This window comes from Microbacterium sulfonylureivorans, assembly GCF_003999995.1.
In the GTDB taxonomy this organism is placed as follows: domain Bacteria; phylum Actinomycetota; class Actinomycetes; order Actinomycetales; family Microbacteriaceae; genus Microbacterium; species Microbacterium sulfonylureivorans.
This window is the reverse complement of record NZ_RJAD01000001.1, coordinates 1,968,579-1,982,836: the sequence shown is the minus strand read 5'-3', so window position 1 is coordinate 1,982,836 and position 14,258 is coordinate 1,968,579. Positions and strand designations below refer to the sequence as shown.

The window sequence follows — 14,258 nt, the reverse complement described above, 5'->3', positions numbered from 1 at the left end:
TCAGGCCAGCAGCAGCGCGAGCGCGCCGGCCGACGCGAGAGCGACGACCGCGGCGCACACCACCACGAGCAGCACGCGGCGTCTCTCGCGGACATGGACGGCACGCTCCACACTCTCATGGTCGGGGAGAGCCGCCGGGTCATCCGGCGCCGGAGGCCGCTGCGGAGCGGGAGCCCGGACCGCCGTCACGGGCGGCGCCGCCCGCGGCGGGACCGGCGTCCGCAGCGCCGCGGCGTCCGGCACGCGGGCGTCGCGCGCGGGCGCCGGCGTCGCCGAGGCGGCGGATGCCGGCTGCGGTCGCGCACCGCCGCGGGTCGACGGCGCGACCGGACGCATCAGGGTGTCTTCGAGCTCAGGAAGGGTGTCGGCACCGGGCAGGGCGGGACGGCGCGCGAACACGGTGTCCCCGTCTGACGGAAGGGATGCCGCAGGGCGCGCGAGGTCCGCGCCGGCCGCCCCATCCGGATCCGTGGCCCGCCGCGCACGAGCCGAAGGCGCGGTCCGGTCCACCTCCGGCTCCATCCCCGTGCGCACGCGGGACGACAGGATCGTGTCGTCGAGGTCGTCCTCGACGACGGTGCGCCGACGGACGGACACCGCCGTCGGCTCGTCCGGCTCGTCCGCATCGCGCTCCGGCTCACCCGAGGCCTCGGCCGCGCCGGCGCCGCGCCGACGTGTCGACAGGACCGTGGCCTCCTCGACCTCGACCTCACCGCGCCGCCGGGTCGACAGGACCGTGGCCTCCTCGACCTCGGCCTCGCCGTCCTTCCCGGGGCCGGGGGTGCCGGCCGCCGTCATCGGCCGCCGTCGTCGGGACCGAGGCGGAGTTCGGCGTCGCCGAGGAGGAGGCGGCCCGGAGCCCGGTGCGCCGTGCCCGGCACGATCTCGCGCTCTGCGCCGTCCGACGCGACGAGGATCGTGCCGTTCGTCGAGTGCAGATCGGTCGCCGACCACTCCTCGCCGTGCCGCTCGAGGCGGAGGTGGGTCTTCGAGACGGTGCCGTCGTCCACCTCGACGAGCTGGGCGCTCGGGTACGCCGTGCTCGGGGCCGGGCGGCGGCCCACCAGGACGACGTCCGCCGTGAGCTCGACGCTCGATCCGGACGGGAGCATGAGCGACCACTTCGACCGGCGACGGTTGGCGATCACCGTCTCCTCGACGTCGTCGGGGATCTCCGGGAGCACATGCTGGGCGGACACCGAGGCACGAGCGGAGCGCGGGATGCCGGCATCCGGCGCTCCGGCGACCGCCGAGACCTCGCCGGAGGCCTCGGGGAACGCGTCCTCCTCCGGCAGCGGCGAGCGCGCGGGCGCCCACGGCTCGACATCGGGCACCGCCCGGGCGGCCGGGACGCGGGTGACGGCAGGGGTGGGCGGGACGGCATCGGCCTCGGGTCCGGTGCCCGCCGGCACCGCGGCGATCGGGTGCGGCGCGCCGCTCACGGCGGCGGTGACCTCGCTGGTCAGCTCGCCGACCGCGCCGAGGTCGAATCCGCCCCAGCCCTGGTTCGCCCGTGCAGACGACGCCGGCGCGGGAAGCGCGGGCGCCGGCTCGGTGTCGGGCACGGCGGGCGCCTGCGGAACCGGAGGGGCCGAGGGGGCCGACGCGGAGTGGACGGGCACGAACGAGATGGGCTCCTCCGGGTCGTCGGAGACAGCCGCGCCCACGGGTGCGGGGAACGACGGCATCGGCGGCACGGGAGGAGCCGGGCGAGGCGGTGTCGACGCGGCGGGCGCCCATCCCGCATTCGCATCGGGCCCGGAAAGCGGCACGGCCGATGCCGGGGGCAGCGGCGGCGGGCCGGCGTCGTCGGACGCGTAGCCGGCCGGTCGCGCAGACGCGCTGTCGGCCGAACGACGGACTCCGCCGGCGGGCTCGGCACCGACCCATCGCGCCGAGCCGAATCCGAGCACGGTCGCCCACGCCGGGAGCAGCAGCGCGGCGAGGACCGTCATGCCCACGCCGAACCCGAAGGCCACGTTGATCCGATAGCAGGCGAGCACGATGACGACCCAGAGCGCGAGCTGGCCGAGAACGGGAACCAGCGCCAGCAGGACCAGCCACGGCGACAGGCCGCCCAGCTGCAGCAGCACGATCGTGTTGAGGATCGGCACCCAGGCCTTCCACGCCTCCTCGCCGGACTTGCGGAAGACGGCGGACAGCGCGATCGCCGTCCACACGTAGAGAGCGGCGACGGCGATCAGCGAGATCAGGATCCCGGCGATGGTCGTGGATGCATCGGCATTCATGGCATCGAACGCACGGGCTGGACGGCCCGGCGCCTCCCCCTCTCGGCGAAACGCGTGCGGGCACCCGTCGCGGGTGCCAGGTGTCTGACGAACGATCTCAACGATACGGTCACGGCAAGCGTTCGCCAGAACCCTCGCTCCTTCGTGAGGAGGCGTCGCTGCTCGTCGACCGAGCGCCAGTACTCCTCGGCGTCGGCCTCCGTCTCGTCTCCGGAAGAGAATACGGCGCGATCGGCGGTGTCGGCGAGTCGCAGCCCGGCCTCGGACCCGAACCCGGCGGCCAGCTCGCGCCGGGTGTGGGTGCGCGGGGCCTCCCGGCCCGCATCCACCGCGGCATCCACGTATTCCTCCCACCCGCCGGCGATGCGCCCGGCGGGCGCGCCATTGCGCCGACGGCTCCGACGGCGGGACGCCTTGGCGCCGATGACCACGAGGAACGGCCCGAGCGCGAGTCCCAGGATCAGGAGCGCGACGCCGGTGGTGCGCAGCGTCGCCCAGAGCCACGCGAGCTCGGGCCCGGCAGCCTCCTCCGTGGACTCGCTCGTCGCGGAGTCCTCCTGCAGCGGGTCGGGTGGGATGACCTCCTCGACGGAGTCGGGGCGGACCTCGGTGACGACCTCCGGATCGCGCTGCTCGGTGACGTCCCGGCTCGGCGACTGCGCGAACTGCGGCGTCACGTCGACCGCCACCCATTCGCCGTCGGCGGACTGGACCTCGGTCCATGCGGAGAGATCCTGCGCGCGGCACACACCCTCGTCGCACGATGCCAGTCCCGGCTCGACCTCGCCCAGACGCGCCCCGAGGACCACGCGGGCAGGGAAGCCCAGCTCGCGGGCGATGAGCGCGACCGCGACGGCGAACTGCTCGTCGTCTCCGACGGCAGCGACGAAGTTGCCGGACTCCTTCGCGCGGGAGTCGACTTCGCGCTCGAGGAGTCGCGCGAACATGGCGTCGATGCGAGCGAGCGAATGACCCGACGCGCTCGGCTGGAACGTGTAGTCGGGAAGCGCCGCCGCCCACACCGGCTGCTCCTCGCCGACGGTCAGACCGTGGCTGAGGTATCCGCGTTCGCGCAGCAGCGAGACCAGACCGGCCAATGCTGCACCGCCGGTGCCCGACACGTGCTCCTCGACCCACGCCCGGAGGCTCTCCGGCGCGGCGACGGCGCCTCCCGCACCGCCGGGCGCCTCGATCTCGGCGAGGTCGGCCGCCTCCGGCTCCACCGCGTGGAGGAGGAATCGGTCTCCCGGCTCGAGCCCGCCGCCGGCCGTCTGCACCCCCGCCGCTGCGGCGGCGTTGTAGTAGAACCGGTCCGAGAGCGATGCGGCGCGGTCGCCCGAGAACTCGACACCGGACAGCCTGCCCGCGGTCGGCATCCAGATCCCGTCGAGGCCGTCGATCGTGACATCGGCCTCGACCGGCGCTCCCGCGCCCGGATCGAGTGTCGACGGCACGCGCACGAAGCGCCCGTCGTCGATGGCGCCCTCGCCGCCGCTGCGGAACACCTCGCCGTCGTAGGCGTCCAGAGTCGCCAGACGCACCCGCGCGGGAAGCGCGGCGTCGGACTCCACCGTGAACAGCACGTCCTCGGCACGGTCGTCTGTGAACAGCGACCGGTACTCGGCCAGGGGGCTCACCGCCGCCGACAGGTCGATCTCGGGGCCGACGGCCGTGCGGAGCACCTCGCGCTCCGCGCCGCGGGCGGCGAACGGCACGACGCCGACGGCGACGACCAGCGCGCCCGCGACCATCGCGGCGCCCAGCACCGTGCGGCGGCGGTCCGCACGCGAGGGGCGTCGCGAGATGCGGACGCCGCTGGATGCCGCGGCCCGCTGCAGCGCACGGAGGCGCTGATCGTGAGTCCGCCATGCCAGCCACAGCAGGCAGGCGAGGAGACTGGCGACCCCGAGCAGGGTCTCGACCGGCGCATGGAGCATGACCGGGCCGAGCTGCAGCGGCGCGCTGACCGTGGTGCGGCCGAAGAAGAGCCCGAACGAGACCATCCCCAGAGCGACGGGCACGGCACCGTACGCCACGCGATCCTCACGCCAGGAGAGCAGCAGGAGCGCGCACGTGCCGACGAGGAAGACGAGGAGCGCGGGCACCAGGAGATTGCGGTACGCCCCGATGGGCAGCTCGACGGTGACGAGGTCCTTCCAGGCCAGCACGGCGCCGGAGGTCAGCTCACCCAGCCCGCGGAGGAACTCGGCAGGCGCGCCCAGCCGAGACGGCACGGCCAGGGGCACCCCGAGCACCAGGAACGCGATCGCCAGCGCACCCGAGACCAGCCACCCGCCCCAGCGACGCTGCCACGCGACGGCCGCGATCGCCGCGGCCACGAGGACCGACACCCCCACGAGGAGGAGGAGATGCCACGAGCGATAGATCGGCCAGGCAGCCACGGCGGCGATCCCCACGACCGCCGCGGCGAAGACGGAGCCCGCAACGATGCGCGGCACGAACCGCGGCGTGCGCTCGGCGCGGGTCGCGGCATCCCTCATCCGACTCATGCGGTCGCCCCCCGGAGGAGGAGACCCGACAGGTCGTCGAGGGTGCCGACGGTGAGGACGGTGAGAGCCGACAGCGGCTGCATGCGCGGGTGCGCCCGCTCGTCGCAGATCACCGCGACCACGGCGGTGTCGACCGGGAAGGCGAGCGCGGCCTGCTGGAGGCGGGTCAGCGTGACCTTCGAGCCGACGACGACGAAGGCGATGGACAGCCGGTCGCCCGACTCCGCCGTCAGCCTGCACACCTCGGCCACGGGCATCGTGCTCTCGAGGGTCTCCACCCCGCTGAACCCGTCGAGCATGGGGCGCGGCGACCCGGCCGGGATGTGCCGGATCGCACGGAGGCGTCCGCGCACCACCCGAGGGATCTCCGACCCGGTGACGATCTCGACGTCGCGCGCGTCGCGCACGGCGCGCAGGCCGAGCGAAGCCGCGCATCCGACGGCGAGCTCGAACTCGTCGGCGTCGGCGTACTCGTGCTCGGCCACCCCGAGCACGACGGCCATGCGCGATCGCCTCGACTCCTCGTACTGGCGGACCATGAGCCGGCCGGTCTTGGCCGTGGACTTCCAATGGATCTGACGTCGCGAGTCGCCCGGGGCGTACTCGCGGATCGCGTGGAACGACATGTCGGAGTCGACCAGACGGCGGGTGGGGCTGCCCTCGAGGTCGCGGATGAGCCCGGCGCTCGTCGACGGCAGCGTCGTCGTGCGCGGGTGCACGTAGACCTCGTGGACGTCCTCGAACGCATGCTCGCGGCGGAGCAGGCCGATGGGATCGCTGCGCACGGTCGTCGCAGGACCGACCGTCACGATGCCCCGACGCAGCCCGGGGATCTCGAGCGGCTGCGACACCGTGTGACCGGGCCGCAGCAGCGGCACGCCGAACTCCACCAGCCCCGCGCCGACCGGGATGTCGATGCGGCCGGGCAGCGAGAGGCGGTGCCCGTCGTTGCGCACGACGATCTCGCCCGTCACCCCGTCGCCGGCGACGACCCGCTCGTGCGTGAGCGAGAGGTCGACGTCGTAGGACCGCGCGCCGAAGAGGAAGGGGACGGATGCCGCGAGCAGCACGAGCGCGGCGGCTCCGGCGACCATCCACTCCACCCAGCCGAAGACGATGCCGAGACCGAGACCCACCGTGGCGGCGGCGACCACCAGGACGCCCGCGGGACGGATGGTGCGCGCGCACCACGCCGCCGCCGCCGCGATCCCGCCGGCGAGCGCGGTCCACGCGCCGGCGCCCCACACGGCGGCGCGCACCAGCCGCCGGGAGCGGCCGGCCGACGTCACCGACGTCGAGGTGACGTGCGTGCGGCCGGTGCTGCCGGTGGACGCCGAGGTGCGGGTGAGACGGGACTCGGTGAGGCTCATACAGCCTCGCGACGGCTGGGGGGCGCCACGTCGAGCAGGACCTGGCCGATGACGGCCTCCTGGGTGACGCCGTCGAACTCGGCCTCGGGATGCAGGATCAGGCGGTGCGACAGCACCGGCACGGCGAGCGCCTTCACGTCGTCGGGGGTCGCGTAGGTGCGACCCTGCGACACGGCGCGCGTGCGGGAGGCCCGCGTGAGCGCGAGCGCTCCGCGGATGCTGACGCCGAGCCGCACCTCGTCGGCCGAGCGCGTGCTGTCGACGAGCCGGGCGATGTAGTCGAGCACGAGGGCGTCGACGTACACCTGCGCAGCGAGGTCTGCCATGCCCACGAGCGCCTGGGGCGTGATGATCGGCGGGAGGTCGGCGGTCGCCACTGCTGCGCCGTCGAGGATGCGCACGGTGGCTGCGTGGTCGGGGTAGCCGAGCGACGCGCGCATCATGAATCGGTCGAGCTGGGCCTCGGGCAGTCGGTACGTTCCCGCCTGCTCGATGGGGTTCTGGGTGGCGAGCACGAGGAACGGCACGCCCACCTGCCTCGTCACGCCGTCGATCGTGACGCGCCCCTCCTCCATGACCTCCAGAAGAGCGGACTGCGTCTTCGGGCTTGCGCGGTTGATCTCGTCGGCGAGCACGATGTTCGCGAAGATCGGGCCGGCGTGGAACTCGAAGACGCCCTCCTTCTGGTCGTACACGCTGATGCCGGTGATGTCGCCGGGGAGGAGGTCGGGCGTGAACTGGATGCGCGTGTTGGTGCCCTGCACGGTCTGGCCCATCGCCCGCGCGAGCGAGGTCTTGCCCGTGCCCGGCACATCCTCGAGCAGCACATGGCCGTCGCTGAGCATCGCGGTGAGGACGAGCTCGACCACGTGCCGCTTGCCGAGAACCGCGCGCTCCACGTTGTCCGCGAGCTGAGCGAACGTCTGCTCGAACCAGGTGGCCTGTTCCTGGGTGATCGTCATGTGCTGTCCTCTGTCGGGGGCTGGGGAAGAGTCGGATGCTGCTGCTACGGGGTGGGCGGCGGGTCCGCGCCGGGATCGCACTCGCCGCCGAACGACGATGTCGCAGGGCTGAGGTTCCACCCCGTCGACGCCCAGCCGACCGTCACGCCGATGCCCTCGACGCTGACGGCGCCGAGGGGCACGTCGAACGTGCCGGCGGTGTGCGGCAGCACCGCGCCGTCCTCATCGCGATAGACGAGACCGTCGTTCGCGAAGACGACGTTGGCGTCTCCGTTGCTCGAGGATGACCCGAGCGCGAGCGTGGAGCCCCCGACGCACGAGGTCAGCGTCCAGCTCGCCTGCACCTGATAGGGGGCGCTGCCGGCGGCCGGCGCGACGCGAGCGCTGGGCGTGCTCGTGCCCCACAGGCGGTGGACGTAGCGCACGTCGATGGCCGGGTCCCGATCGAAGATGCTCGTCCCGGGCCCCCAGCCGTCGAACACGACGTCGTTGTTGCGCGGCGGCTGCTCCGGCGAGGTCGGCGTGTCGGTGATGTGCCACCGGGCCCGCTGTCCTACGACGCGAGGGGCCGGATCCACCGCGAACGTCCACCCTGTCGGCGACTCGCGGCTCTGCTCGGCCCGCACGCTGCCCTCGGCGGTGCCTCGACCGAACGATCGATCCCCGTACCAGGACTCCACGCACACGAAGAAGCGGTACTCGCGCCCGTCCTCGAGGTCGGGGAAGGACTCGCTGGAAGCGCCGGCCCCGGGGGAGCAGCTCCCGCGTTCGTTCTCGGGGACGATGTCGTAGCGCAGCTCGGATCCGGTGCCGTTCGGGGATGCGGTGGCGACGGCCGAGACCGTCGATCGGCCGTCGCCGGTCGAGCGGGACGAGAGCGACAGCGTGACGTTCTGGGGGGCGCCGACGCCGTTCCCCGACACGGTCACCGCAGCGCCCGACGTCGATCCCGCGAGCCCGGGCGGGATCTCGAACCGCGAGTACGGGGTCACGGTGATCTGCGTCGCGGAGTTCGTGCCGACCCGGTAGTCCGATACATCCAGTCGCGTCTGCCTGCGGGAGACCGGAATGCTCACCGTCTCGCCGGTCTGGCTCGCGATCTCGATCCGGCCCGTCTCGGCGGGATCGATGCCCTCGATGGCCAGCGAGACGACGCCCCCCTCGCCGGCGGTCACGACGGGGCTCACCTCCACGCGCGACGGGGAGGGCGGCGGGTCGTACGCCCACGCCAGCGTCCGGACGCTCGACGGGGACTCCCCGACGTCGTTGACGGCGGTGGCCTCGTACGTGCGCTCCTCGCCGTTGGGCGCTGCGATCGCCGGGCACACCCCGTCGGCCGCGCACTCCGCCACCTCGGCGCCGTTCGAGCGGATGACGAAGCCGGTCAGCGCCGGATACGCCAGGCGCGCCTCGCCCGGGTCGACGCGGAGCGTGACGGTGCCGTCGTCGTACGCCGTCTGGGCCACGCTCGCGGGCGTCTTCGGATAGCCGAGCAGGTCGAGCAGCACGCGGCCGTCGCGCTCCGCGTTGGTCGACCTGCCCTGTGCGTCGCGAACGGAGAACGTCGCCGTGCAGGTCGCGCCCGGGGCGTCCTGCGTCCACGAGGCGAGGACGGAGGTGGACGACTCGACCTCGAAGCTCACGCCCGAACACGCGCCCGCCGGTCGCACGGAGACGACCTCGAGCGGCGTCCGCGGCAGCGGATTCACCTCGCCGCCGGCGCCGATGACCGAGATCGAGCAGGATGTGCCGGCCGCCTGCGAGCACTGCTGCGTCGCGGAGCCGCCCTGCGGCAGGGTCGAGGGCGCCGCTCCGACGCGGAGGATCAGGCGCACCGACGGGACGGCCGTGTGACTCGTGACCGAGACGATCGCCGCCTCCTCCGAGCCGGGGGTCGCGCGGTCGTCGCCGGTGACGGTGACGGTCGACCCGTCGAGCGAGACGTCGAAGGCCGATCCCGCGTACTCGACGGCGTACTGGATGCCGTCCCAGTCCTGCCGGAGCTGCCACGTCGTCATGTCGCGCAGGTCGAACGTGGCCGTCTCCCCGGGCCCGACGGTCATCGATCCGGGCCGCAGCACGGGCTGCGGGTCGAGCGCGTTCACGATGATCGGGACCGAGAGGTAGGTCCAGTCATCCTGGTTCTGGAGGCGCACCGGCACCTGGCAGGAGTCCGCCCACGGCGCGCCGGCGCCCGAGTCGTAGCGCACCACCGTGCCCGACTCGACGACGCACCTCGCTTCGTCACGGGCTCCCGAGACGCGCACATCCGTCCCGACCTCGATGCTGCTCCCCCGGGGCTTGGCGACGAGGTCCGCCATGTCGAAGGTCACCGACTCGAGCTCCGTCACCTCCGGCGGTGCCACGCCGGCACGGATCGTGAGGGCGAGGTCGTCGTCGCCGGGAACGCGGAGGAACGCGTAGGTCGTCACCTCTCCCGACGCCCCCTCACCGGTGACGGCGAACGGGATGAGTCGGGTCCGCGCGGGCAGATCGCCCTCGATCTCCCAGCCGTCGACCGAGACGCCGTCAGGGTCGCCCCACAGCGACACGTCGAGGTCGGAGACGTCCCCTCCCGACCAGGTGGCCTTGTCGGAGAGCACATCGACGCCGTCGGGGAAGTCCTCGCGGGTCTCCGCCGTCAGCATCGTGTCGGCGACGACGGGGTAGTCGGGAACGCTCTCGCGGACCACCTTCACGACGATGAGGCCCCGGCCGGTGTTGCCCGAGCTCGATTCGATGTCGTACAGGAACGACATCGTGGTCGGCTCGGACCCCGCCTCGATGACCACCGTGGCGTCGTCCGAGCGGAGGATCCGATCGTCGAGGCGGGCGAACTCGGGGTTGTCGTCGCCGTCCATGAGCGTGGCCGGGAGGTCGGGCCGCACGTCGGTGATCGCGAGCGAGCCCAGCGTCGGATCGACGTCGTTGGCCAGCGGGCTCACGCGGATGGTGTTGCCCTCGCCCGCCTGCACCTGCACGTAGTCCGTGAACGTCACCGGACTCGGGTTCGCCTCGCTGTCGAGCACGCCGATCCGCACGGAGGCCTCGCCGGCGTCGCCGAACGCATCGACGACGCGATAGCGGAACGACACCTGCCCGCTGTCACCCGGCACGCTCGAATAGAGGATGGATGCCCCGTCCGCCGAGATCGTCGCGGCGCCGCGGTCGGGCTGCTCGACGATCCGGTCGAGCGTCACGACGTCGCCGTCCGGATCCATGCCGAAGCCGTCGAACTCGATCAGCGCGGACTGGCCGCTGAGCACGCGGCCTTCGAGGGTGTCGGGCACGGGGGCGCGGTTGAGGTCGTCCGCGAGCACCCGCACCCGCACCCGCGCGGTGTCGGCGAGGGCAGGCGCCCCGGTCGTGAACACCGAGTAGTCGATGGTGTACTCGCCGGGCTCCGTCGGCGCGAGGTACCGCAGCAGGTCCCCCGCCCCGAACGCCAGCGCATCGTCGCTCGACGACACGACGGAGGCCGGATTGAGGGTCGGTCGGCCGCCCGCCGGCGCGATGTCGTTCTCCAGGACGGGGATGTCGATCTGGGCCCCGGCGCGCACGACGACCGAGTCGTCGACCGCGATCGGGGCGAGCTCGGGCGCGAGCGGAAGCAGATAGACGGTGGCCTCGCCCTGCACCTGCGAGCCCTCGTCCTCGGTGCCGTCGCTGACGACGTACGACACCGTGCCGAGGCGACCGGCGCCGCCGGTCTCGGTGGTGCCCGACACCCGAAGGTCGTTCTGCCCGACCGCGTCGACCGAGAGCGTCGCGCCGGAGTCGGCCGTCGCCACGACATCGCTCAGCAGCAGCACGCGCCGCGTCGGGTTGGAGACCGCGGCGAACACGTCGAGGGTGGCGTCCTGCTGCGGGTGGACGAACGCGACGACCGGCGACGTCGCCAGCTCGGCCGCCGCGTCGGCCGGGAGCAGGGTGATGCGGGCGGTGCCCGTCACATCGGTCGTGCCGTCGGTGACGGTGAAGTCGACACGGAACGTCCCGGGCTCTCGCGCCGAGAAGTCGAACTCCGTCGTGCCGTCGACGACGGTCGCCGTCGCCTTCGCGTCGTCGAGCACGCGCACCGAGTCGAGCGTCAGCATCCCCGCAGTTCCGGTCACGTGCGGCGCGACGTCGACCGTCAGGGCCGCGTCGACGGTGTCGAGGACGGCGAAGGACTGCGCCTGGAGCTGCGGCTCGGGCGACACCCTCACGAGCAGCGACTTCTGCGTCGTCTTCCCCTCCGTGTCGGCGATCGTGACCGCGAGCTCGATCAACTGCTCGCCGCCCTCGCCGTCATCGCTGTGCTGGTAGACGACGTCGCCCGCCGGAGTCGCGGCGACGGTGCCGACCGTGCTCTTGTTCTCGACCGACAGGAGCAGCAGCGGGTCGCCCTCCGGGTCCACCCACCCGGGAAGGACGGGCACGGTCAGTGTCCCGCCGCGCGCGACCTCGGGCTCGGGCCACTCGACGAGGCAGCGTTCGACTCCGCACCACTCGGGGGCGGAGTCGACGGATGCCCCGGCCACCGTGAGCGTCACGGTCGTCGTCTTCGACAGCAGGCCTCCGTCGGAGGTGCCGTCGGTGACCGCGTACGAGAACGTCGCCGACCCGGAGGCCCCCGGCGCCGTGCGGACGGCGAAGCGCTGGCCGTCGTCGGTGATCGACACGGAGCCGAAGCCCGGATCGAGCCCGGCCACCGAAGCGGGATCGATGCTCAGCACATCCTCGTTCGGGTCGTGGTCGTTCATCAGGACCGGCAGCGTCGTGAGGCTGCCCGCGCGCACGCCGAAGGCGTCCGGCTCGGCGATGGGGGGCTTCGGATCGATGACGACCGTGAGCTGCTCCTCACTGGGCACGGCGGCGGGATCGGTCCTGTCGTCGAGCGTCCAGTCCTGGCTCGACGGGATCAGCTCGCCGTCCGGGACCGTCCACGCCCACCCCGACCGAGTGTCGTTGAGGATCACGGCCTCGTCGCTCGCGACGAACACGGGGCGCCGCTCGTCCGCGATCGACTCGACGCCGTAGTCGAGGGCGACCTGATCGCCGTCGGAGCGCCACAGCGTGCCGCCGCTCTCGCCCTGGCCGAGCCACGCCGCGTACACCACCCCGTCCTGGACGATGGGGCGCGCAGCGGTGCCCAGCACATCGGTCGGCCCGCCGGCCTCGGTCTCGAAGGCGGAGCCGTCGACCGGCACCCGCACGAGCGTCGTCTCGTCCGCGAGGTAGACGTCCGTCCCTGCGGCATCCGGCTCGCTCACGACGACGGGGCCCGTCGTGGCCGCCTGGGTCGCGGCATCCGATCCCGGCAGCCACACGTCGCCGTCCTCGGTGTCGACCACCGCCCACAGATCGCCGGCCGCGGTGATCGCCGGCGCCGCGAGTCCCTCGGCGTCGAGCGGGTCGCGGCCCTTCACGTCTCCGGAGCGGATGTCGTAGCGCATCACGGAGGCGTCCTCACGCGAGTACGCGAACAGGATGCCGCGGTCGTCGACGGCGATCGCGTCGGCGGTGTACTGCGGGGCGTCCTCGTCGTCGGAGGGGAACGGGTCGAGCTGGGCCGCGTCGCCCGATGAGAGCTGACCCGCGAACAGGGAGCCCGCGTCGGTCCGGTACGCGACGAAGTCGCCCGCGGTGACGACGTCGGTCGTTCCCGACGGCGTCGACGCCGATGCGCGCAGCGCCTCCTCGTCGAGGTCGGTCGGGAGCGCCTCGTCGATGCGCGTGACCTTCGTCAGGCTGTCGCTGAAGATGTAGGCGGCGTCGCCGGTCTGCACGACCTTGTCGGGGTTGCTGATGCCCCGGACGGTGTCGAGCTCTCCGACGGAGGTGTTCACGCGCGCGTAGCGGCGTCCTTCGCCGGTCTGCAGCGCCCACACCGCGGTGTCGACCTCCGGCGTCTCCTGCGCGTCGAGGCCCGGCCAGACGATGCTCGCGCCGACGACGACCGCGACGACGGCCCCCGCCGCGACGAGGCCGGCGACGGTCCTCCGGCGCATCACAGCACTCCCGTCGCGAACAGCGCGGCGAAGAGCGCACCCGCTGCCACGACCACGCCGACCGCGGCGCCCACGACCCACGGCAGCACGGGGCGGCGCGCGCGCGACGGCGACGAGAACTCCGTCTCCTCGTCGCGGGCGAGACCGGACACGCCCGTCGACGCGCGATGCTTGCGCGTCGAGTCGCGCTCGAGGTGCGAGCGCGTGGGACCGCGCAGCGCCGAGTCCGAGAAGTCCACGGGCGCGGATGCCGGAGACCACTCCTCGTCGGGGATCTCGAGCGGCGTCGGCGAGAGCCCGAGCTCGGCCTGCACCGCACGCAGCGCGTCCGCGAACTCCCGGGCCGATGCCTGCCGGCGTCCGGGGTCACGGCTCATCGATGCGGCGAGCACGGCCTGCAGAGAGGCGGGCACGTCGGCACGGGGGATCTCGGTGTACGTCGCGCGGGCGATGCGCCGCCGGAGCAGTTCCTTCGTGTTCTGCCCTCGCTCGCGGCGCTCGAACGGGCTGTGCCCGGCGAGCAGCGAATAGACCGTCGCGCCCAGGCTCCACACCTCGCTCGCGATCGACCCGGCGGTCTGCTCCGCCACGACCTCGGGTGCGCTCCACGGGATCGACATCGCCAGCACCTCGTCCGCGCTCTTCTGCAGCAGCGACGACGAGATGCCGAAGTCGGCCAGCACAGGTGTGCCGAACGTCGTGATGAGGATGTTGCTCGGCTTCACGTCGCGATGCACCAGACCGGCGCGGTGCGCGGACTCGAGGGCGCCGGCCATGCGGACGCCGATCGCGAGGACCTCGTCGACCGGGATGCGCTCGATCCGGTAGCGCTGGGCGAGCGAGCCCGGGCAGAACTCCATCACGATGTACGGTCGGCCGTCGGCCGAGATTCCCGCCTGGTAGACCGTGACGATCGACGGATGCGCCGACAGGTGCGCCAGCACATCGGCCTCGGCGTTGAACATGCGACGCAGGTCGGGGTCACGGACGTCGCTGGGCATGACCTTCACGGCGACCTTGCGCCGCGGCATGTCCTGCTCGTAGAGGAAGACGTCGGCGAAGCCGCCCGATCCGAGCGGTCGGATGTACGCGAGCCCGGGCAGGATCGGGGGCGCGGACGGAAGCCTCGTGGCCACGTCACCTCCTCCGGATCAAGCCGCCGAAAGTGCCGGCG

7 protein-coding genes are annotated in these 14,258 nt (G+C 73.0%); all 7 read right to left on the bottom strand.

Features of this window, described 5'->3' with window-relative positions; translation table 11 throughout:
- Genes EER34_RS08675 through EER34_RS08645 form a run of 7 tightly spaced genes read right to left on the bottom strand, consistent with a single transcriptional unit; the run spans position 1 to position 14,220 of the window.
- Positions 1-798 carry a hypothetical protein gene (locus EER34_RS08675; protein WP_127474077.1) on the bottom strand — a complete coding sequence of 266 codons (798 nt, stop codon included), beginning with the start codon at positions 796-798 and terminating at the stop codon, positions 1-3.
- Positions 795-2,249: a DUF5684 domain-containing protein gene (locus EER34_RS08670; RefSeq protein WP_127474076.1), complete on the bottom strand. Its 1,455-nt coding sequence runs from the start codon at positions 2,247-2,249 to the stop codon at positions 795-797. The genes EER34_RS08675 and EER34_RS08670 overlap by 4 nt, the downstream gene beginning before the upstream one ends.
- Positions 2,246-4,759, bottom strand: coding sequence for a transglutaminase-like domain-containing protein (locus tag EER34_RS08665; protein ID WP_127474075.1), 2,514 nt, complete (start codon positions 4,757-4,759; stop codon positions 2,246-2,248). Before EER34_RS08665 ends, EER34_RS08670 begins: the two co-directional genes overlap by 4 nt.
- Positions 4,756-6,129, bottom strand: a complete 1,374-nt coding sequence (locus tag EER34_RS08660) for a DUF58 domain-containing protein (protein ID WP_127474074.1) — start codon at positions 6,127-6,129, stop codon at positions 4,756-4,758. Before EER34_RS08660 ends, EER34_RS08665 begins: the two co-directional genes overlap by 4 nt.
- Positions 6,126-7,091, bottom strand: a complete 966-nt coding sequence (locus tag EER34_RS08655) for an AAA family ATPase (protein WP_127474073.1) — start codon at positions 7,089-7,091, stop codon at positions 6,126-6,128. The genes EER34_RS08660 and EER34_RS08655 overlap by 4 nt, the downstream gene beginning before the upstream one ends.
- A 44-nt stretch (positions 7,092-7,135) precedes the next feature.
- Positions 7,136-13,084 carry an Ig-like domain-containing protein gene (locus tag EER34_RS08650; protein ID WP_127474072.1) on the bottom strand — a complete coding sequence of 1,983 codons (5,949 nt, stop codon included), beginning with the start codon at positions 13,082-13,084 and terminating at the stop codon, positions 7,136-7,138.
- Positions 13,084-14,220, bottom strand: a complete 1,137-nt coding sequence (locus EER34_RS08645) for a serine/threonine-protein kinase (RefSeq protein ID WP_127474071.1) — start codon at positions 14,218-14,220, stop codon at positions 13,084-13,086. Before EER34_RS08645 ends, EER34_RS08650 begins: the two co-directional genes overlap by 1 nt.
- Positions 14,221-14,258 lie beyond the last annotated feature (38 nt).